The sequence below is a fragment of the Gordonia sp. Z-3 genome (assembly GCF_036233855.1).
In the GTDB taxonomy this organism is placed as follows: Bacteria; Actinomycetota; Actinomycetes; order Mycobacteriales; family Mycobacteriaceae; genus Gordonia; species Gordonia tangerina.
Window position 1 is genome coordinate 230,183 of the sequence record NZ_JAZARS010000009.1, and the last position, 20,383, is coordinate 250,565.

Annotated in this window: 18 protein-coding genes and 1 tRNA gene; 1 reads left to right on the forward strand and 18 read right to left on the reverse strand. The window is 67.6% G+C overall.

Features of this window, described 5'->3' with window-relative positions:
• The first annotated feature begins 230 nt into the window (after positions 1–230).
• Positions 231–1,586, forward strand: a complete 1,356-nt coding sequence (locus VX037_RS13005) for a hypothetical protein (RefSeq protein ID WP_328714580.1) — start codon at positions 231–233, stop codon at positions 1,584–1,586.
• A gap of 128 nt (positions 1,587–1,714) precedes the next feature.
• Here the strand turns inward: VX037_RS13005 and VX037_RS13010 are convergent.
• From VX037_RS13010 to VX037_RS13095, 18 genes are all read right to left on the reverse strand, one after another.
• Positions 1,715–1,791: transfer RNA gene (locus tag VX037_RS13010), tRNA-Pro, on the reverse strand.
• A 102-nt stretch (positions 1,792–1,893) separates the two neighbouring features.
• A complete protein-coding gene (locus VX037_RS13015; protein ID WP_328714582.1) occupies positions 1,894–2,157 on the reverse strand; it encodes a GlsB/YeaQ/YmgE family stress response membrane protein in 264 nt (87 codons plus the stop codon).
• 42 nt (positions 2,158–2,199) lie between these two features.
• Positions 2,200–3,642 (reverse strand): ribosome biogenesis GTPase Der, encoded by a 1,443-nt coding sequence (gene der, locus VX037_RS13020; protein WP_235724267.1) that lies wholly within the window; start codon positions 3,640–3,642, stop codon positions 2,200–2,202.
• Positions 3,639–4,367 (reverse strand): (d)CMP kinase, encoded by a 729-nt coding sequence (gene cmk, locus VX037_RS13025; RefSeq protein ID WP_328714585.1) that lies wholly within the window; start codon positions 4,365–4,367, stop codon positions 3,639–3,641. Before cmk ends, der begins: the two co-directional genes overlap by 4 nt.
• A complete protein-coding gene (locus tag VX037_RS13030) occupies positions 4,364–5,380 on the reverse strand; it encodes a pseudouridine synthase (protein WP_235724269.1) in 1,017 nt (338 codons plus the stop codon). The genes cmk and VX037_RS13030 overlap by 4 nt, the downstream gene beginning before the upstream one ends.
• Position 5,381: 1 nt before the next feature.
• Positions 5,382–6,131 (reverse strand): SMC-Scp complex subunit ScpB, encoded by a 750-nt coding sequence (gene scpB, locus VX037_RS13035; protein WP_328714588.1) that lies wholly within the window; start codon positions 6,129–6,131, stop codon positions 5,382–5,384.
• Positions 6,128–7,090 carry a segregation and condensation protein A gene (locus VX037_RS13040; protein WP_328714590.1) on the reverse strand — a complete coding sequence of 321 codons (963 nt, stop codon included), beginning with the start codon at positions 7,088–7,090 and terminating at the stop codon, positions 6,128–6,130. Before VX037_RS13040 ends, scpB begins: the two co-directional genes overlap by 4 nt.
• A complete protein-coding gene (locus tag VX037_RS13045; RefSeq protein WP_328714593.1) occupies positions 7,087–8,028 on the reverse strand; it encodes a ParA family protein in 942 nt (313 codons plus the stop codon). The genes VX037_RS13040 and VX037_RS13045 overlap by 4 nt, the downstream gene beginning before the upstream one ends.
• Positions 8,029–8,147: 119 nt before the next feature.
• Positions 8,148–9,074: a site-specific tyrosine recombinase XerD gene (gene xerD / locus VX037_RS13050; protein ID WP_235724288.1), complete on the reverse strand. Its 927-nt coding sequence runs from the start codon at positions 9,072–9,074 to the stop codon at positions 8,148–8,150.
• A gap of 11 nt (positions 9,075–9,085) precedes the next feature.
• Positions 9,086–9,748, reverse strand: coding sequence for an NUDIX domain-containing protein (locus VX037_RS13055; RefSeq protein ID WP_266061488.1), 663 nt, complete (start codon positions 9,746–9,748; stop codon positions 9,086–9,088).
• Positions 9,745–11,514 carry a CTP synthase gene (locus VX037_RS13060; RefSeq protein WP_235724274.1) on the reverse strand — a complete coding sequence of 590 codons (1,770 nt, stop codon included), beginning with the start codon at positions 11,512–11,514 and terminating at the stop codon, positions 9,745–9,747. The genes VX037_RS13055 and VX037_RS13060 overlap by 4 nt, the downstream gene beginning before the upstream one ends.
• A 134-nt stretch (positions 11,515–11,648) precedes the next feature.
• A complete protein-coding gene (locus VX037_RS13065) occupies positions 11,649–12,584 on the reverse strand; it encodes a copper transporter (RefSeq protein WP_328714595.1) in 936 nt (311 codons plus the stop codon).
• A 3-nt stretch (positions 12,585–12,587) separates the two neighbouring features.
• Positions 12,588–13,775, reverse strand: a complete 1,188-nt coding sequence (gene steA / locus VX037_RS13070; RefSeq protein ID WP_235724276.1) for a putative cytokinetic ring protein SteA — start codon at positions 13,773–13,775, stop codon at positions 12,588–12,590.
• 111 nt (positions 13,776–13,886) lie between these two features.
• Positions 13,887–15,668, reverse strand: a complete 1,782-nt coding sequence (recN, locus tag VX037_RS13075) for a DNA repair protein RecN (RefSeq protein ID WP_328714598.1) — start codon at positions 15,666–15,668, stop codon at positions 13,887–13,889.
• 1 nt (position 15,669) lies between these two features.
• Entirely contained in the window at positions 15,670–16,674 is a 1,005-nt protein-coding gene (locus VX037_RS13080) for an NAD kinase (protein ID WP_328714600.1), read from the reverse strand.
• A gap of 17 nt (positions 16,675–16,691) precedes the next feature.
• Positions 16,692–17,651 (reverse strand): TlyA family RNA methyltransferase, encoded by a 960-nt coding sequence (locus tag VX037_RS13085; RefSeq protein ID WP_235724279.1) that lies wholly within the window; start codon positions 17,649–17,651, stop codon positions 16,692–16,694.
• An 11-nt stretch (positions 17,652–17,662) separates the two neighbouring features.
• A complete protein-coding gene (locus VX037_RS13090) occupies positions 17,663–17,956 on the reverse strand; it encodes a hypothetical protein (protein WP_266061493.1) in 294 nt (97 codons plus the stop codon).
• Positions 17,957–17,969: 13 nt separating this feature from the next.
• Positions 17,970–20,144 (reverse strand): HAD-IIA family hydrolase, encoded by a 2,175-nt coding sequence (locus VX037_RS13095; RefSeq protein ID WP_328714603.1) that lies wholly within the window; start codon positions 20,142–20,144, stop codon positions 17,970–17,972.
• Between the last annotated feature and the right edge of the window lie 239 nt (positions 20,145–20,383).

Consider the following 20,383-nt stretch of genomic DNA (forward strand, 5'->3'; position numbering starts at 1 on the left):
TCATCGAAGAATGCAGCGGCAACGAGGGGCCCTCAGTGCCGGAATGGGGCTGGACCGGCCGAGCAGAACGCCTGCCGACCAGGGACGACCCTAGCAAGGCGATCGGATGGCGACCGTCACGACGTCATCGGATCGCCTCACCGCCGAGCTGCTCGAATGCTCGGCCTCGCGGCGGCGGCCGGCACGACGAAGATCCTCGCAGCCAGTCGCTGGGCCCTACGATGACCAAGGTGAGTTGCACCCACCGCCGCCGACCGACCCATGGCCTGCTCCGGTGGCTTTGCACACTCGCGGTTGCCGGTGTGGCGACGATCCTCGCGCCGCCGACCCCCGCCCAGGCGGATCTGCCGCGGCTCGACGGCTGTGCGTGGCCGACCAAGTTCGCCACCGACGCCAACAACATCGCGTTCCCGGATTCGGCGGCGTCGTACTGGGCCAGTGTGGTCCGCATCCCCACCGGTGGCCACGTGGAGATCAGCGGCCGGTATCCGCATGCCCGGTACTTCTCGGTCACCACCTATTCGGCCACGACCCAGTCGGTGGACGGGCTGTATGACACCGCTATCGGCCCCGATGAGGGTGGGGTCAACCCGTATCTGCCGGGCGCCGAGCGTACCTCGGCGCACCGCGACTTCACCGTGCGGCTCGTGGACGGCGCCGCGCCACGGGCCGGGCGCCCGGACAACACCCTCTACACCACAAGCGCCGACGGATTACGTACCTCACCGCCGGGATTGGCGATCGTGGTCTGGCGCGTATACGTGCCGGACGACGGTGCCGACCAGGCCGGCGGTGTGCCGCTCCCGAACCTCGTCGCGGTGGAGGCCGGCGGCGCGCGCCGCACCCTCGAACCGTGTCCCGGCGCCGCACCCACCGCAGTGGACACCGGCATCTCCGACCTCGGCCGGGCGCCTACTGCCGCGGTGACCGACCCGGCCGGGACCTACGGCGACGATCCGCCGGGCTGGGCAAAGTTCACCGGGCTCGCGCAGGCGGTCGCGGACGGCGTGACCCGACGCACCGGCGGCGGTGCGGTCATCGGCCCCTTCGCCGACCGCTTCGGGGAGGGCGGCTTCTTCGACAACCCCGACAACAAGTACGTCGTCTCCAACGTGGACGCCGGATTCGGTCCGGTGCTGGTGTTGCGTGGCCGGGCGCCGACCGCGCCGCGCACCGCTGACGGCACACCGACCATGGGTACCGGCCAGGTCCGATACTGGTCGATCTGCACCGAGGATCTTCCCACCACCGGGTACCTGGGCTGCGCCCACGACGAGGAGATCCCCGTCGATGAACTCGGCTACTACACGATCGTGATTTCTGCCGTCGACGCCCGCCCGTCGACCGCCACCGCCGAATGCGGGGTCACCTGGCTACCGGCCGGTGGCCGTCAGCAGACGATGGTGTTGCTCCGCAACATGTTGCCCGACCCGAGCTTTTCGGCTTCGGTGCAGCGCGCGATTCCCGGCCAGGAGAAGGCGACGATGGGGCCCTACCTCCCCGTCGGCCGGTACTACCCGTCGGCCGCGGCCTTCGAGCGTCTGGGCTGCGGGTCGGCAGGTGTGACGCCGGGCTGGCGGGGCTGACCGCAGCGCGCTGTGGCCCGAGAGACAAGGGGCCCGAGAGACAAGGGGCCCGAGAGACAAGGGGCCCGAGAGACAAGGCCACACAAATACAAAGGAACCCCTCCGACGCTGGTCGAAGGGGTTCCTGATGGTCGGGCTGACAGGATTTGAACCTGCGACCACTTGACCCCCAGTCAAGTGCGCTACCAAACTGCGCCACAGCCCGTTACCCCGCGAGCGGGGCCTTGATGACATTAGCCGACAAGCACCGTTTCTATCCAATCGCCTGGTCAGAGGGCTGCGGAACGATGCTGACCGGACGGACAGATCAGTTTGCCGCGGAGCGGCCTTTGGCGTACATCCAGCCGGCCGTGATCAGGATGGCGCCGACGATGGAGCCTATGATTCCGCTGGCCCGGAAGTTCAGACCGTCACCGGACAGCAGGCTGAGGAGCAAGCCACCGACAAAGGAGCCGACGAGTCCGGCAACGATGGCCAGACCCCAGTCGATCCCCTTGGCGCCCTTCCCGAGGATGAGTTGCGCACCCGCGCCGATCAGCATTCCGAACAGGATGATTCCGATGATGAGCACGAGTGGCAGTATCGCATGCCCACCGGCCGTAGCCGTGCACGGTCAGCGTTTGCGGCGTTGCTCGCGCTTGTCGCGCACCCGGACGTTGATCCGCACCGGCGAACCGTCGAAGTTGAACTCCTCGCGCAGTCGACGTTCGAGGAATCGACGGTAGCCGGCCTCCAGAAATCCGGTCGTGAACAACACGAACGTCGGCGGCCGGGTCGCGGCCTGGGTGGCGAACATGACTCGCGGCTGCCGCCCCCCACGCAGCGGTGGCGGTGTTGCGGCAATCACCTCTTTGAGCCAGTTGTTCAACCGGCCGGTGGGAATCCGCTTATCCCATGACTCCAACGCCCCGTCGAGTGCCGGCACCAGCTTCTGCACGGCACGTCCCGTGCTGGCCGAGATGTTGACCCGCCGCGCCCACGGCACCCGCGCCAAGTCGCGGTCGATCTCCTTGTCCAACTGGTAACGCCGGTCCTCGTCGACGAGATCCCACTTGTTGAATGCGATCACCAGCGCCCGGCCGCTCTCTATGATCATCGACAGCACCCGCAGGTCCTGCTCGGTGATCGGCTCCGACGCGTCGATGAGCAGGATTGCGACCTCGGCCGCGTCGAGGGCGGCGCGTGTTCGCAGCGACGCGTAGTACTCGTGCCCGCTGGCGGTGCGCACCTTGCGACGCAAGCCTGCCGTGTCGACGAACTGCCATGTCTCACCGCCGAGTTCGATCAACTCGTCCACCGGATCCACGGTCGTGCCGGCGACGTTGTCGACCACCGAGCGTTCGGCGCCGGCGAGCTTGTTCAGCAACGAGCTCTTGCCGACGTTGGGTTTTCCGACCAGCGCGACACGGCGTGGGCCGCCCAGTGCTGGCGCCTCGCGCGGTGTCTCGGGCAACATGTTGAGGATCACGTCGAGCAGATCCCCTGCGCCGCGGCCGTGTGCCGCCGACACCGGAAACGGCTCGCCCAGTCCCAGCGACCACAGCGTGGCGACATCGGCTTCGGCACGTTCACTGTCGATCTTGTTGGCCACCAGCACCACCGGCGTCTTCGACCGGCGCAGCACCCGCGCGACGGCTTCATCGGTACTCGTGGCGCCGACCGTTCCGTCGACCACCAACACAATGGCGTCGGCAGTCTGCATGGCGTATTCGGCCTGGGTGGCCACCGCCTGCTGCAGCCCCTTGGCATCGGGTTCCCAGCCGCCGGTGTCGACCACGGTGAATCGTCGACCCGACCAGCTCGCGGCATAGGACACGCGGTCCCGGGTCACGCCGGGGATATCCTCGACCACTGCCTCGCGACGCCCCAGAATACGGTTGACCAACGTCGATTTGCCCACGTTGGGGCGTCCGACGATGGCCACCACCGGCACCGGTGTGGCGTCGATCAGCTGCCCGTCGGCACCGAGATCGCCGAGCTCCCAATCCGACTCGTCATTCCAGGTTCCGTCACCGGGAAGGGTGAGTTCCTCCCCCACGCCACTGTGTTCGGTCACGACTGCACTCCGATCCGGTCGCGGACCAGGCCGCCGAGAGTGTCGATCACCTGGTCGAGGGTCAAGTCGCTGGTGTCCACGATCACCGCGTCGTCTGCGGGCCGCAGCGGCGATACGGCACGCGTCGAGTCGAGGTGATCACGCCTATTGACGCTGACGAGCACCTCGTCGTAATCGCTCGGCCGACCGGCCGCGACATTCTGCTTGTGCCGGCGGACCGCTCGCGCCTCAGGCGTCGCGGTGAGGAACACCTTCAGATCGGCGTCCGGGAAGACCACCGTGCCGATGTCGCGGCCCTCCACCACGACGAAAGCGCCCTGGGCTTCTCGGCGTTGGACCGCGACGAGTTTGGTGCGCACCGCCGGAACCGCAGATACCGCAGACACGGCGTCGGTCACCCGATCGGTACGGATGGCCGCAGAGACGTCGACACCGTCGAGATAACTCACGCAGCCGTGGTCGGCGATGTCGAGACGGATGTCGGCGCCACGCACCACGTCCTCGATCGAGGGCAGGTCCTGCAGCGACACACCGGCATTCAATACCGCAAGGGTGGCGGCCCGGTACATCGCACCGGTATCGAGGACTCGCGCACCCACCCGATCGGCGAGTGCCTTGGACACCGTCGACTTGCCGGTGCCGGCCGGCCCGTCGAGAGCAATCACACGTGTGCCCGCTGCGTCGCCGTCACCCGGAGTGCCGCCGCGCACCGTTGCCTCGCTCACAGTCCGACCGCCTTGTACAACGCGCCGACCTCGTTCTTCCCGAGCACACGCAGACTGCCCGGGCGCTGCTCCCCCAACGCGACCGCGCCGACGTGAGTGCGTACCAGCGCGGTCACCGGGAAACCGACCTCTTCCATCATCCGACGCACGATGCGATTGCGTCCCTCATGCAATGTGATGCGCACCAGCGACTGCCCCTCGTGGACCTCGACCGGCGTGAACGAGTCGACCGACACCGGCCCGTCTTCGAGTTCGACGCCGCCCTTGAGTACGCGGCCCAGCGAACGCGGCACCTCGCCGCGCAGCGTGGCCAGATACGTCTTCGGGATCTCATAAGAGGGATGCATCAGTCGGTGCGCGAGCTCGCCGTCGTTGGTGAGCAGCAGCAACCCCTCGGTGTCCGCGTCGAGCCGGCCCACGTGGAACAGCCGTTGCCCGGCCATCACCCGCTCGGCGACGATGTCGCCGACGCAGGGTCGACCCTGATCGTCGGACATCGTCGACTGCCAGCCCTTGGGCTTGTTGAGGGCCAGGTACTGCTTGTCTTCGTCGATGATGACGCGGGCCCCGTCCACCCGGATCACCGCGGTGTCCGGGTCGATGCGCAGGCCTTGTTCGGTGACGATCTCGCCGTCGACCTCCACGCGCCCGGCGGCGATGAGTTCCTCGGCCCCGCGCCGCGAGGCCACCCCGGCCGCAGCGAGAACCTTCTGCAACCGCACACCGTCGCTGACGTAGGTGGCGCCGGATTCGGCGGCCTGGACGTCAACGTTTTGATGTCGTGCAGGTTTGGCGTTGTTGAGCCGCACCTTGCCCGACGTCACGTCGGGTTTCGACGAACCCTTGCGGTGGGTCTTCTTCGTGGAGCCACCCGCGACCTGCGGGTTTCGTTTGGCCGCACCTTTGGCCCCTGCGCCCTTGGCGCCGGCCTTGCGGGTCGTCTTGCCCGTGTTTTGACCGCGCGCCGACTTCTTGCGCGGGCCCGGTGTGCCGTCTCGGCTAGCGGATGCCATGTCATAAATCCTGATCGTCGGTGCCCGAATCGGGCGCCGACCGGTCGTCGACGTCCGATCCGGACGAGATGTTCTCTGTCGAGTCTGACCGGTGAGCACCGAGTTTGGCGAATCGTGGATCCGACGAGATCTCGTCATCGAGGTCGTCGATGACGTCGACATCGGGAAGTAGCGGAGCCAGGTCCGGGAGCTCGGACAGCGATGCCAGCCCGAGGCGTTCGAGGAACAATTCGGTCGTCGCATATGTGATCGCACTGGTCTGCGGGTCGGCCCCCACCTCGCTGATGAGGCCGCGGGCAACCAAGGTACGGATCACACCGTCGACGTTGACGCCGCGGATCGCGCTCACCCGCGCTCGGGTCACCGGCTGCCGGTAGGCGACCACTGCCAGCGTCTCCAGGGCGGCGCGGGTGAGCTTCGACCGGGCCCCGTCGAGCAACAACCGCTCGACATACGGCGCGTACTCGGCTCGCGTGTAGTAGCGCCAACCGTCACCGGCGTAACGCAGATCCATGCCGCTGTTGGCAGTGGTGAGCTCCTCTGACATCCGGGTCACCATCGTTCGGACGCGGGCCGGATCCTCATCCACCGCCGAGGCGAGTTCCGCCACGGTCGCCGGGGTGTCGACCACCAACAGAACCGCCTCGAGGGCGGATCGCAGACGAGCGTCGGTGAGCGCGGGTTCGGCGTCCTCGGTGAACAGTGCCTGCTCGGTCGCCGGGTCCGCGGCGGCGTCTGTCTGGTCGGTCATCCGTAGTCCTCTGCGGTGTCCATACTCAATTCCTCTACGGTGCGGTCCCCTGTCCAACTGACCCGCAGGTCGCCGAGGGCCTCGGGTTGCTCGAACGCGACGGCCCGCTCGCGGTACAACTCGAGTAGGCCCAGGAAACTTCCGACCACCTCCAGCCCGTCGGCACATTCGACGGTCAGGTCGTGAAAGGTCAGCCAAGCACCGGGGTGGGCGGTGAGCAGATCAGCGATCCGGCGGGCTTGTGCGGGAACCGACACACGATGGCTGTCATGCAGATGATCCAATCCGACCGTCGGTGTGGGGCGGGGTGTGAACGCGGACGCGGCCACACCGGCGAATCCGCGGACGTCCACCCCGAGCGTGACCTCGGGCAACAGCTCCTCGAACTGCTTCTCGAGCGACACCGAACGCGGATAGCGTTGCAGCGCTGCTGCTTCCAGCTCGCCGAACAGAGCGGCCACCTGCTTGTAGGCGCGGTACTGGAGGAGGCGGGCGAACAGCAGGTCGCGCGCTTCGAGCAACGCCAGATCCTCGGGGTCGTCGACCTCTCCGGACGGCAGCAGCCGAGCGGCCTTGAGGTCGAGCAGGGTCGCAGCGACCACCAGGAATTCGGTGGTCTGCTCGAGTCCCACCTCGGCGCCCAGGTCACGCGTGTAGGCGATGAAGTCGTCGGTCACCTCGTGCAGGGCCACCTCGGTGACGTCGAGGCGATGCTGGCTGATCAGGTTGAGCAACAGGTCGAACGGACCCTCGAAGTTGGGTAGACGCACCTGGAAGCCGGTCGGCTTCTCCTCGGACTCCGCAGGACTCCTCGTATCCGGTTGACTGGGCGCCGTTTCCCGTTCACTGGGCGCCGTTTCCGGTCGACTGGGCAGCCGATCGGCGGCGGCCGGGTCGCTGACGTCGGCTGCGATGGTCTCGACCGCGGCCGGGTCGGCACCGGGCGAGCCGTCGGTCATGCCGATTCGTCGTCGCGGGCGATGACCTCGCGCGCCAGCGCACGATACGCGTTCGCGCCCGCCGACTTGGGCGCCCAGGAGGTGATCGGTTCACCAGCCACGCTGGTCTCCGGGAACCGCACAGTGCGACTGATCACCGTGTCGTAGACGGCATCGCCGAATACCTCGACGACTCGCGACATCACCTCACGCGAATGCAGTGTGCGGGCGTCGAACATGGTGACGAGAATGCCGCCCAAGGTCAGTCGGGGGTTGAGCCGGTCGCGCACCTTGTCCACCGTGTCGGTCAGCAAGGCCAGCCCGCGCAGGCTGAAGTACTCACATTCCATCGGGATGACGACGGTGTCCGCGCAGGCCAGCGCGTTGACCGTGAGAAGCCCCAGCGACGGCTGACAGTCGATGAGGACGAAATCGTAACGGTCGAGCACCGGATGCAGCGCACGTCCCAATGACTGCTCGCGGCCCACCTCGGTGACCAGCTGGATCTCGGCCGCCGACAGGTCGATGTTGCTCGGCAACAGATCCAGGCCCTCGACACGCGTACGCATCAGGACATCGTCGGTTGCCGCCTGCGGCGGGACGAGAAGGTTGTAGACGGTCTGCTCGAGTTCGTGATGTGGCACGCCGAGCCCGGCCGACAACGCGCCCTGCGGGTCGAGATCCACCAGCAGCACCCGTCGCCCGCATTCCGCGAGGGCGGCGCCGAGGTTGATCGTCGACGTCGTCTTGCCGACGCCGCCCTTCTGGTTGCACACCGCGACGACCGTGGCCGGACCGTGCCGGTCGAGTGGTCTCGGATCCGGGATCTCCCGGTACGGGCGGCCGGTGGGCCCGATCTCGTTGTGGTGCTCGGCGTCCTCGTCCGAGTCGTGCGACGGCGAGACCGGTATGCGGTACTGCTCGTGGGCGGCTGACCGCGGTGCCCCCGGGGTGCTCACGTGTCCGCAGCTCCCTTCATTTTTCTCGACCGCAACGCGTTCCTGCCAGCCTAGTGGGTCGGATGCCTGATCCTGCGGAGCATCGCCGATGGAAAACAGGGCGTCCTGCCGATCGGCGCTCACCGGGCCCGCGGATGGGCCGTGGCGTACACCTCACGCATGGTGTTCACCGTCACCAATGTGTACACCTGGGTGGTCGTCACCGAGGCGTGACCGAGGAGCTCCTGGACCACACGTACGTCGGCACCACCGTCGAGCAGATGGGTGGCGAAGCTGTGGCGCAGCGTGTGCGGCGACACCGCGGTGTCGAGTCCGGCCCGTTGCGCCGCGTCGACGAGCACCTGCCACGCACTCTGCCGCGACAGCCGCCCTCCGCGCACGTTCAGGAACAGTGCCGGTTCCGATCGGCGGACCAACGTGGGACGGCCACGTACGAGGTACGCCTCGAGGGCCTCGACCGCGGGACCACCGACGGGCACCACCCGTTCCTTGCCCCCCTTGCCGCGCAGCCGCACCGCCCGGGCGTCGGTGTCGATGTCGTCGACGTCCAGCGAGGTCGCCTCCGAGATGCGCGCGCCGCAGCTGTAGAGCAACTCGAGCAACGCTCGATCCCGAAGTCCGCGCGGCTGATCGTCGGCACCGGCGGACTCCAGGATCGCCAGCACGTCGTCGACGGGCAGTGATTTGGGTAGCCGACGCGCGGGACGCGGCGGACGCACCGCGTGTGCGACGTCGGTGGTCACGATGCCCTCGGCAGTCGCGAACTTGTGGAACCCTCGCACCGCCACCAGCGTTCGCGCGATGGAGCTGTCGGCGAGCGGACTGAGCCCGGCGTCGGGGTCACCGCGCCGCAGTTCGACGAGGAATTCGCGGACATCGTCAGTGGCCACTTCGTCGAGTCCGTCGATCCCGCGTGCGTTCAGGAACTGCTCGTAGCGCGCGAGATCACGTCGGTAGGAGTTGACCGTGTTGGGCGCCGCCCCGCGCTCCACCGTCAGATGGTCCAGATAACGGGTTACGTGCTCGGCGGCGGTGTCGGTGGGCACGGTAGCAGCACTCACCGCGTGGGCCGGCGCTCGCGCAGCGCCGTCGGTTCGTCCGGCCACGGCGCGGTGACCGCACGCAGCGTGGCGCCGCGCGCCTCGGCGGCGGCGACCGCGAGGATCCCGGCGACACTCGTCGCGTTGACGATCTCTCCGGCGAGCACACGGTCGACCGCGTCGTCGAGCGCTACCCATTCCACCGCCATGTCGGCCTCCTCGTCGTGGCGCTCTGCGGTATCGACGACCCGCACACCCTCGGCGAGGTAGAGCCGCAACGCCTCATCGGTGAATCCCGGGGACAGCGCCAGATCGACGAGCACCTGCCAACGGTCGGCGGCCAGATCCACCTCCTCGGCCAGTTCGCGCTGCGCGGCCTCCAGGGGCGTCTCGTCGGGGCCTGCGTCGAGCAGACCGGCCGGAAGTTCCAACAGTCGCCGACCGATCGGATGCCGGTACTGGCGCACCATCGCGATGCGTCCCTGTTCGTCACGCGCCACCACGGCGACCGCGCCGTAGTGTTCCACCACCTCACGTTCGGCGACACGGCCTCCCGGCATCTGCACGTCGTCGACGCGCAGGGTCACGATCGCACCGTCGTAGACCGTGCGGGTGCCCCGCACGGCGAACTCGTGGCCGCCCGGCGCGTCTGGGCCGTCGGCCGCAGCCCTGCCGCTCAAGCGCTGGGTTCCCGGTCACCGACTTCGTCTGCGCCGGCGAGCTCGGTACCCGATATCTCGTCGATCGCAGCAGCATCGTCGGCCGACTGGTCGTCGTAGTCGCCGAGATCGACAGGCAGACGTTCCTCGGCCTTGTATTTCAGGGCAGCCTCGATGAACGAGCGGAACAGCGGATGCGGCCGGGTGGGCCGGCTCTTGAGCTCCGGGTGCGCCTGAGTGGCCACGAGGAACGGATGCACCGACTTCGGGTACTCGACGAACTCCACCAGGTGTCCGTCCGGTGAGGTGCCGGAGAAAACCAGTCCCGCCGCCGCGATCTTGTCCCGATAGGAGTTGTTCACCTCATAGCGATGACGGTGACGTTCGGATACCTCGGTGGCACCGTACGACCGCGCCACGACGCTGCCCCGCTCCAGGTGCGCCGGATAGGCACCGAGCCGCATCGTGCCGCCAAGATCTGCCTCTCCGGCCACCGCCTCGGTCTGATCGGCCATCGTCGAGATCACCGGATAGGGCGTGTCCGGGTCGAACTCGGCGGAGCTGGCACCATCGAGTCCCGCGCTGCGTGCGGCCTCGATCACCACGCACTGCAGGCCGAGGCACAATCCCAGCAGCGGGATCTTGCGCTTGCGGGCATATGCGATCGCACCGACCTTGCCCTCGATGCCCCGGATACCGAAACCGCCTGGGATCAGCACTGCGTGCACGTCACCGAGCGCGGCCTGCGCGCCTTCCAGGGTCGCGCACTCATCGGAAGGCACCCATTTGATCTCGGTCCGCGCCTTCCATGCGAAACCGCCGGCGCGGATGGCCTCGGTGACCGACAGGTAGGCGTCGGGCAGGTCGACATACTTGCCGACCAGGGCGACCGTCACCGTCTCTCGCGGATCGTGCACCCGCCGCAGCAGCTCACCCCATTCGGTCCAGTCGACGTCGCGGAACGGCAAACCCAGTTTGCGGACCACATAGGCGTCGAGCTGCTCCCGGTGCAGCACCTTGGGGATGTCGTAGATCGACGGGGCGTCGGGGGTGGAGATCACACCTTCGATCTCGACATCGCACATCAATGCGATCTTCTTCTTGAGCCCCTCAGGGACCTCCCGATCGCATCGCAGGATCAGCGCGTCGGGTTGGATACCGACATTGCGCAACGCGGCCACCGAATGCTGCGTGGGTTTGGTCTTGAGTTCGCCGGACGGCGCCAGATACGGGACCAACGAGACGTGCAGGAAGAACACGTTGTCACGACCGACGTCGTGACGGATCTGTCGGGCCGCCTCGATGAACGGCTGCGACTCGATGTCACCGACGGTGCCGCCGATCTCAGTGATGACGACGTCGGGGGCCTCGCCGTCTTCCCCGGGCTCGCGCATCGCGAGCACCCGGGCCTTGAGCTCGTCGGTGATGTGCGGGATCACCTGAACGGTCTCGCCGAGATACTCCCCGCGACGTTCCTTGGCGATGACGGTCGAATAGACCTGCCCGGTCGTCACATTGGCCGACTGTGACAGGTTGCGGTCCAGGAATCGTTCGTAGTGGCCGACGTCGAGGTCGGTCTCGGCTCCGTCCTCGGTGACGAAGACCTCGCCGTGCTGAAACGGATTCATGGTGCCCGGATCCACGTTGAGATACGGGTCGAGCTTCTGCATCGTGACGCGCAGGCCACGTGCGGTGAGCAGTTGTCCGAGACTCGATGCGGTCAGTCCTTTACCCAAGGACGACGCGACACCGCCGGTCACGAAGATGTGTTTGGTGCCATCGTGCATGTGGCGCAGTGGTCGCAAAATGCGTCTCCCGTCGGCCGATCCAGGCCAGAAAACCCTGATTACCTACGGGACTCCAGGGTAACACCTCGCGGACGGTTCGACTGCCACGACACCGGCTCGGCACCGATCTGCCCTCACGCGGCCGGGCCCGGGGCCGCCCCGACGGTGATCGCCCGGGCGCCTGCCCCGGTGCCATAGGCGCCGGTCTGCCCGTCGGACTCCTGGGCCAGCGCCAACACCGCCGTGATCAGCCCGGTCTGCTGGTCGACGTTGTCCACGGTCGACACCGCGTTGCCCAACGCCGGATCCGAGCGCACGACCGCGATCGGCGACCCACCTTCGGCCGAGCCCGCACGCCCCACCAGGACACCGCCTTGTCCACGGGCGGCCATGGCCGCCGCGGTCCGGGCCACCAGCTGGCCCTGTGCACCCGCGTCGTCGCCGAGCGCATCGCCGGTCACCACCACGACAAGGTCGGCTCCCGACATCGTCCGGTCGGCCGCGGCGATGAAGCCACCCTCCCGTAGCGCCTGCAATCCGAGCCGGATGTCGGCGGCGTCGGCGGCCGTTCGTCCCTCGGGATGTAACAACAGTGCACCGAGTAGGTCCCCGACGCGGCCGCCTGAGTCCGTCAGCTCGGCTCGCAGGGTCGTGCCGGCGGGTATGGTCTGATCGACGATGGTGCGCAGTTGTTCCGCGTTCTGATCGGTGACGAGTTCGTCGGTCAATGCGATCTGCCCGGCGAAACGTGCACCCGCCGTCGACAGTGCTTCCTTGACCGCATCGACATCGCTATCCGCGGCGTTCGGTGCGGTCACCACGAGGACCGACTGATCGGCGAGCGCACCGCTGATCAGACGGGGCGCGACCGCCGCGTCGAAGCTGTTGGCGGCGTTGAGCTGTTCGTTCAGGTGATCGCGTTCGGCCTCGAGATCGCCGATGCGGTCCCGGGATGCGCCGGTCAACGAGTTCACCCGGTCTCCGACGAATCCCGATCCCAGGAACAGTCCCAACGCCAGCGCCAGAAAGACCGCGGCGAGGGAGATCGCGTGCTGGCGTAGTGAGATCATCGACTACCTGTTCCACACTCCCTGGGCCCAGTCCACGGCCTGGTGGTATTGCGCTACCGACCAGTCGATGATCTCAGGACCCATGTTGGACAACATGATCGCCGCGATCACGGCGATCAGCGCGGCTAGGATCACGCATGCGATGGCCGCACCGGACACCCGGCTGCGATACAGCGTGGCGACCGCCTTCGCGTCAACCAGTTTCGGACCCACCTTGAGGCGGGTGAGGAAGGTCGACGGATTGCTCTCCCGTCGTGAACGGTCGAAGAAGTCGTCGAGCGTACCCCCGTAGCCGACAGTCACGATCAGATCTGCGCCGTGGTAGTCCGTGAGCAGCAATGCGAGGTCGGCTGCACCCCCGGCGGCTGGGAACGTCGTCGCGCCCACACCGAGGTCCTGGATGCGGGCAAGGCCCGGGGCGTGGCCGTCGGTGTCGGCCGGCAGGACAAGCTGGGCACCCGATTTCAGGGTCGCGGTCTTCATCTCCTCGGGGTCGCCGACGATCAGCGAGGGCTTGTAGCCGGCTTTCATCAGGGTGTCGGCGCCGGCGCCCACCCCGACGAGCACCGGCGAGTACTCCTTGATGAACGGCTTGAGCGACTTGAGGTCGGTGGCGCGGTCGGGGCCGTCGGCCACCACGACCACGTGCCGTCCCGCCAGATTCACATCCACATCCGGGACGCCGACACCGTCGATCAGCAACGGCGATTCACTTCGAATGAACTCGATCGTGTTGCCGGAGAACGCTTCCAGATGATCGACCAGCCCGGTCTTGGCCTCGATCATCATATCGGCGATGTCGTGCTCGGCCAGTTCGGTTCCCATCGCAAGCCTGCGCTCACCGACATAGAGGCGGTTGTTGTCGACGCGCAGCTTCGCGCCGTCCTTCACCCGCTTGAACACCTCATCGCCGACGTTGTCGAGCAATACGATCCCCGAGGCCACGAGAACCTCCGGACCGAGGTTGGGATACCGACCCGAGATCGACGGGGCGGCATTGACCACCGCCACCACATTCGCCTGCACGAGCGCGTCTGCGGTCACCCGGTCGAGATCGATCTCGTCGAGGATGGCGATGTCGCCCGGACCGACACGGTCGAGCAGGCGCCGAGTGTTCTTGTCGATCCTGGCGATTCCGGTGACGCCAGGCAGTTCGGTGGTGGTGCGGGCGAGCAGTGCAGGCATCTTCATGACGCTCATGATCGACACGCAAGACGCCGAAATCGTGGAGGCGCGCCGCAACAATTGCAACTTTTGTCACACGAGCAACATCTGCAACGACTCGCCGGGAGCCGTGGATCGCTACTCCGCGGCGACCGACGTGCGTTCGGTCTCCGCGGTGGCCAGGAGTTCCTCTGCGTGTGCGCGGCCGGTGTCGGAGTCGCCGAGCCCGGCCAACATGCGCGCGAGTTCGGCAACACGCTCGTCGCGATCCAGGGTGCGCACTGTGCTGCTGTGCGGACGGTTCTTGCCCTTGGCCGCGTTCTTTCCGATGACCAGGTGATTGTCGGCGAAAGCCGCCACCTGCGGAAGGTGGGTCACGACGATCACCTGGTGCGCTCGGGCGAGGCGCGCCAGCCGACGCCCGATCTCGACTGCCGCACGACCGCCGACGCCCGCGTCGACCTCGTCGAAGACCATCACCGATCCACTGGTCGGGGCAGCGAGTACAACCTCCAGGGCGAGCATGAGACGGGAGAGCTCGCCACCGGATGCAGATCGCGCGATGGGTAACGGCGTCGCGCCCTTGTGGGCGAGTAAGGAGAACTCGACGCGGTCGGCACCCGATGCACCGGCATGCGCTCGTACGCCGTCGATCTCGATCGCCAGTCGATCGTTGTCGGCGGCCGGCTCGGGGGCGACCTCCACGGCGAGCGCGGCGTCACCCATCGCGAGTCCGCCGAGTTCCGCGGAGACCTTGGCGGCCATCGACTTGGCAGCGGTTCGCCGACGGCGCCCCAGTTTGGCAGCGGCCTCGGTGACCTTGTCGCGGGCAGCCGCGGCGGCGGACTCGAGCTCGGTGATGGAGTGCTGGGGATCGTCGATCTCGGCCAGCCGAGTGGCGGCACTGTCACGCCACGCGATGACCCCGTCGATGTCCGGCGCATACTTCCGGACCAATGATTTCAGGTCTGCCTGCCGGGTCAGCAGTTTGTCGAGTTCCTCGGCGTCGGCGGGCAGGTCGGACAGGAACGCCGACAGCTCCTCGCCGACATCGGTGATCACGGTCAGCGCCTCGCTCACGCGCGGAAGCAGGCCGCGCAGCGACTCGTCGCCGGCCGCTTCGAGCAGGCTGCGCACCTGACCGAGCGCGTCGACAACGGAGCCGTCGTCGCCGGCGACGATCGCGTGCGAGTGCGCACCCGTGGTCCGGATGCTCTCCAGATCGGTGAGCCGGTGGATCGTGGCGGCGAGTTCGGCGTCTTCACCGGGTTGCGGGTCCACCGCGGCGATCTCATCGACACCGAATCGGAGCCGATCGGCCTCCTGGGCGAGTTCACGTTCGTCGGTGCGGCGGGCGTCGAGATCATCGAGAATCCCGATCCACGCCTGGCGAGCGGTTCGATAGGCGTCGACGGCACTGCGCACCGCCGACCCTGCGAAGGTGTCGAGCGCCGCGCGCTGGTGTTCGGGCTTCATCAGTCGGAGCTGATCGTTCTGGCCGTGGATGGTGAGCAGCTGATTGGTCATCCGGCCCATCACACCGACGGGCACCGACCGACCGCCCAGGTGTGCCCGCGAACGGCCGTCGGTGCCCACCGATCGGATGGCGATCAGCGTGCCGTCCTCGTCCACATCGGCTCCCGACGCCTCCAGGATCTCGTCGACCACCGGGTCCACCGTCGCGCCTCCGTCGGCACCATCCGGCGTCGCGAGGCGAAACCGACCTTCCACGGTGGCCTTCGCATCGCCCGATCGCACCCGCGACGCGTCGGCCCGCGCGCCCGAAAGCAGGTGCAGACTCGTCACGATCATGGTCTTGCCGGCGCCTGTCTCGCCGGTCAGCGCCGTGAAGCCCGGGTGGAATTGTGCCGACGCCCGCTCGATGACGCCGAGGCCTTCGATCGACAGTTCTTCCAGCACGTCAGGCCTGCCTCCCTCGCCAACCCGTCACGGGCAGATCGAATTTGGTCACCAGTCTGTCGGTGAACGGGTCGGAGTCGATGCGCACCCACAACACCGACCGCTCGCTGCGGACCACCTCGACGCGAGCGCCCGCGGAGACGTCGATCCGGCGTCGTCCGTCGCACAGTGCCACACCGGCGCGGCCACGTTTGTCGATCTCTACCGCGATCTGCGATCGCGGGCTCGTCACCAACGGACGGGCGAAGAGCGCGTGAGCGTTGCTCGGCACCACCAGGATGGCCTCGAGATCCGGCCACATCACCGGCCCACCGGCCGAGAACGCATAGGCCGTCGACCCGGTCGGGGTCGCCACCAGCACGCCGTCGGCACCGAACGCGGAAACCGGACGCCCGTCGACCTCCGTGACGAGTTCCAGCACGCCGTTGTTGGTTCGGTTGAGGATGGCGATCTCGTTGAGCGCCCAGGTCCGCGCGACCGGCGCGTCGGGTTGAGTCGGGTCTATCACCGCCACATCGAGGGTCATCCGCGGTTCCACCCGGTAGTCACCCGCGATGAGCTGCTGCATGACGGCATCGACACGATTGGCCTCCGCCTCGGCCAGAAAGCCGATGTGGCCCAGATTGATACCCAGCACCGGAACCTGTGCCGGATAAGCCAGTTCCGCAGCGCGCAGGAAGGTGCCGTCGCCACCGAGGACGATCACCACCTCACAGCCCTCGGCCGATGCCGGTTCCGGTGTGGTCACCTGGACCGCGGCTCCGAGATTACGCAGATGTTCGGGATCGACCGGATGACTCGTCGGCCGTTCGCGGCCGGGTTTCGTGGGAGCGGGTTCATCGGCCGCGTGCCGCGTGTCGTAGTCGACGACCCGCAACCGCACATCGGCGGCAGCACAGTGTCGCGCGATGGCATCCATCGTCTGTGTGACGACCTCGCGACCGGTGTGGGCGACCACCAGGAACTCCCGATGCTCCCCCCGGCCGGCGACCTCCTCGTTGGCCACAGTGGTCCCTTCGTCTGTCAGCGCGGCCCGTCCGCGACGGCCCGGGTGATCATCTCGATCAGTGCGGTGTCGATGAGCTCTGGGGCGTCGGGCCCGGACACGATGGCGTCGTCGGCACCATGCGTCACGTCTGTTCGAACTCCGACCCTATCGCCAGCCACCGGGTCGGCGCCGGGCCGGTGGGTGTCGGGTCGGTCGCCCGCTGCGGCAGCTCCGGGTCGCTGCGCATCTTCCCGACGCAACCAGAGGAAGTACTCGACGTTTCCCGACGGCCCGGGCAGGGGGCTGGCGACCACGCCACGGGTTACGAGGCCGAGATCGCGGGCGGTACGCGCCACACCGACGACCGCGTCGACACGCTGTTGGGGATCGCGCACCACGCCACCTGCACCCACCCGGTCCTTGCCGACCTCGAACTGCGGTTTGACCATCGGGACGAGATCGCCACCGGCCCGGACCGAACGAGCGAGTGCCGGCAACACCAGCCCGAGTGAGATGAACGACAGATCGGCCACCACCATGTCGACCGCACCGCCGATGTCCTCGGGGTCGAGATGGCGCACGTTGGTACGGTCGTGCACCGTCACCCGCGGATCGTTCTGCAACCGCCACACCAGTTGTCCGTAGCCGACGTCCACGGCGACGACGTGTTCCGCGCCGCGCCGCAGCAGTACGTCGGTGAACCCACCGGTAGAGGCGCCGGCATCCAGACAGCGCCGGCCACGCACGGTCAACCCGGATGGTTCGAATGCCTCCAGAGCACCCAACAGTTTGTGGGCACCGCGAGACGCCCAGTCCTCACCGACGGTGTCGGCCACCACGATCGGCGTGTCACGGCCCACATTGGTTGCCGGCTTGGCCGCGAGCACACCGTTGACCTTGACCAACCCGTCGGCGATCAGCGTCCTCGCCTGCTCGCGCGACCGGGCCAGACCGCGCCGGACGAGCTCGGCGTCAAGTCGTGCACGTGGCGCCACGGATCAGTGCCTCATCGAGGATCGACATCCTCGAGCGCTGTGGTGAGCACGTCGTGGGCGCGTTCGAGTAAGTCGGCCTGCTGCCCGAGCGCGGCCAGATCGAAGCGATCGCCGGTTGCTCGTCGGATCTCATCGACCTGCTCGAGGATCGCGCCGACGGCACCGGTCACCGACGCAGGATCCCGCGTTTCGCTGGTCTCATCGGCTGCAATCGTGGAGCCGACAGCGCGCGGCATCATGTTCGGGGCCGGGCGGGGCGTAGCGGCCCGGTGTCCGTCGGCGCTCTCCAGGTGGGGTTCGGTCATCGCGGCTCCCAGGCTATCGCACGGCCTTGACTCCGACCGCTTCCAAGACACTCAACACGTCGGAGTCCGGGCTGGTCACGGACAACTCGGAGAGATCGAGCGCCCCTTCGTCGGCAGCCGACCACACCGCCCACGCGAGCGCAGGGAGCACACTGCGGGGCTCACCCCTCCCGGTCGACCTGACCGTGACGACCGTCCCGTTGATCGCAACGTCCCATCCGTCGTGGGCACCGATACGCACGGTGTCCGCCGCTGCGAAAAGGTCCGTCAGATTCCCGACGACATACGTCGGACGCTGTTCGGGGGGCGCGTTGAGCAGATCGGTCGCCGAGCTCACGCCGGTGAGCACCAGGACGCTGTCCAGGCCGACGGCATGCGCCCCTTCGATATCGGTGTCGAGGCGATCACCGACGACCAACGGCCGAGTCGCTCGGCTGCGGGCGATGGCGTCGGCCATCAGCGGCGCTGCGGGCTTACCGGCCACCAGGGGTTGTTTACCGGTGGCATTGGCCACTGCCGCGACCATCGAGCCATTGCCGACCAGCTTGCCACGTTCCGACGGCAGCGTGGCATCGGTGTTGCAGGCAATCCAGAGGGCGCCGGCGTCGATGGCCAGTGCCGCTTCGGAAAGCTCGGCCCAACCAGTCTGCGGAGAGTGCCCCTGGATCACCGCTGCGGGACGATCGGCCGCACTGCGGGTGACCGCGATACCGACTTCGCGGACCTCTTGGGCAAGGCCGTCGGTACCGATCACCAGTGCACGTGAACCGGGCGCAAGATGTTCGGCCAGCAGTCGGGCCGCCGACTGCGCGCTGGTCACCACCTGGTCCGCGGTGGCCTCGAACCCCAGGTCGGTGAGGTGGTCGACCACCTCGGCAGGGCGGCGACTCGCGTTGTTGGTCACGAAAAACCGTGCGGTGTCGATCTCGCCGAGGGTCTCCCGCGCGCCGGGTAGTGCACGATGCCCCGCGTAGACGGTGCCGTCGAGGTCGAGCAGAAGTGCGTCGTAGCGCGCCACCAGCGAGTCGGCCGCGGGCTGCGATCCGCTCGGCTCCGACACCCCCTCCGTGGCAGGCTGATCCACCGGACCGGCCGCGGCGGCGACCCGCATGTCGGCGGCGACGTCGGGCTCCGCTGCCGCCGACTCGTTCGTCACAACGGTCTCTCCGAGCTCTCCGGCGTGTGACTCGGGAGTCATCAAATCGCCTTGCCGACTGACGACCGCTTCACGCTCGACCTCGCCACCGCCGACCCGGTCGCTGTCGCTCGGTTCCTTCACGGTCTGGACATCCGGTTGGTCGCCGGGGTCGCCTTCGGCGAGCGCCACCAGCCGCAATTCGGCGTCAGTCACGTCCTCGACGTCTGCCGCAGCTGCGTTCATGAACCAGGTAACTGCGTCGTCGGCGCGATCCGCGGCGAGCAGCGCAGATGCGTAGGCGTAGTACAGGCGGGCGACCGGCGTGCCGGCCCGACCGGGCGAAAGATCCTCGTTCTGCAGGGTGACGACGGCCTTGTCGGCCTCTCCGAGGTCGATGCGCGCGCCGCTCTCCACGATCCGCATCTCGGTGCGATCCTCCCCGGTCAATGCCTGACCGTCGTCGCTCCGAGCGATCTCGATCGCCCGTGACGGTCGACCCAGGCCACGTTCGGCGTCAGCGATCAGGGGCAACAAACCCGGGTTACCGGTGATTCGGCGAGCTGCACGGAGTTCGGAAACCGCTTCCTGCCATTCACCGGCACTGTAGGCGGCGATGCCCAGGGTCTCACGAACCAACCCGACCCGGCCGGCACGACGGCGCGCGGCCCGGGCATGTAGGAGGGCGGCTGCCGGATCGTCGGCGAGCAGACGGGTCACCATCACCAGGTGCCGTGCCACGTTCTCCGCGTTCGTCTTGTCCAAAGTGAGCAGATCTCGACGAACTTCCGAGTCCAGATCCGACGCGGCGACGTCCTCGGGCAGCGCCGGTTCATCTGGCCGGCCAGCCGAACCGGTCCCCCGGGTCCCACGATCCGGACGTGCCGAACCCCGGTTACCGCCGTCCTGTCGTGACGCACCCTGTCGGCCGTATCGATCCTGAGCGGCCTCTCGGCGGGGCGCACCATCGCGACGAGCACCCCCGTCGCGGCGGTCACCCCCGTCACGACGCTGTCCGGCATCACGACGTGGGGTACGGTCACGGTCACTCATAGCCAGCCAATCTATGCCTCGGAGTCTTTCGGGTGGTCGGTTCTCACGGGACCATCCATGTTCGCCGATCCCGCAACGAAAAGAGTACGGATTCGGCGTTCAAACGCCAACGGCCCTGTATTCGAAGTGGTATCGAATACAGGGCCGTAGCTCAAATTGTGCTCGGCGGTGTCCTACTCTCCCACACTGGTTAGGGTGCAGTACCATTGGCGCTGGAGGGCTTAGCTTCCGGGTTCGGA

What these genes read in the sequence shown, in the direction of transcription:
- VX037_RS13090 (WP_266061493.1), bottom strand. Translation starts at nt 17,956, where the DNA reads ATGACCGAACCCCACCTGGAGAGCGCCGACGGACACCGGGCCGCTACG.
- VX037_RS13065 (WP_328714595.1), bottom strand. Translation starts at nt 12,584, where the DNA reads ATGATCTCACTACGCCAGCACGCGATCTCCCTCGCCGCGGTCTTTCTG.
- VX037_RS13030 (WP_235724269.1), bottom strand. Translation starts at nt 5,380, where the DNA reads ATGGCATCCGCTAGCCGAGACGGCACACCGGGCCCGCGCAAGAAGTCG.
- VX037_RS13040 (WP_328714590.1), bottom strand. Translation starts at nt 7,090, where the DNA reads ATGACCGACGGCTCGCCCGGTGCCGACCCGGCCGCGGTCGAGACCATC.
- scpB (WP_328714588.1), bottom strand. Translation starts at nt 6,131, where the DNA reads ATGACCGACCAGACAGACGCCGCCGCGGACCCGGCGACCGAGCAGGCA.
- steA (WP_235724276.1), bottom strand. Translation starts at nt 13,775, where the DNA reads ATGAAGATGCCTGCACTGCTCGCCCGCACCACCACCGAACTGCCTGGC.
- VX037_RS13095 (WP_328714603.1), bottom strand. Translation starts at nt 20,144, where the DNA reads ATGAGTGACCGTGACCGTACCCCACGTCGTGATGCCGGACAGCGTCGT.
- VX037_RS13060 (WP_235724274.1), bottom strand. Translation starts at nt 11,514, where the DNA reads ATGCACGATGGCACCAAACACATCTTCGTGACCGGCGGTGTCGCGTCG.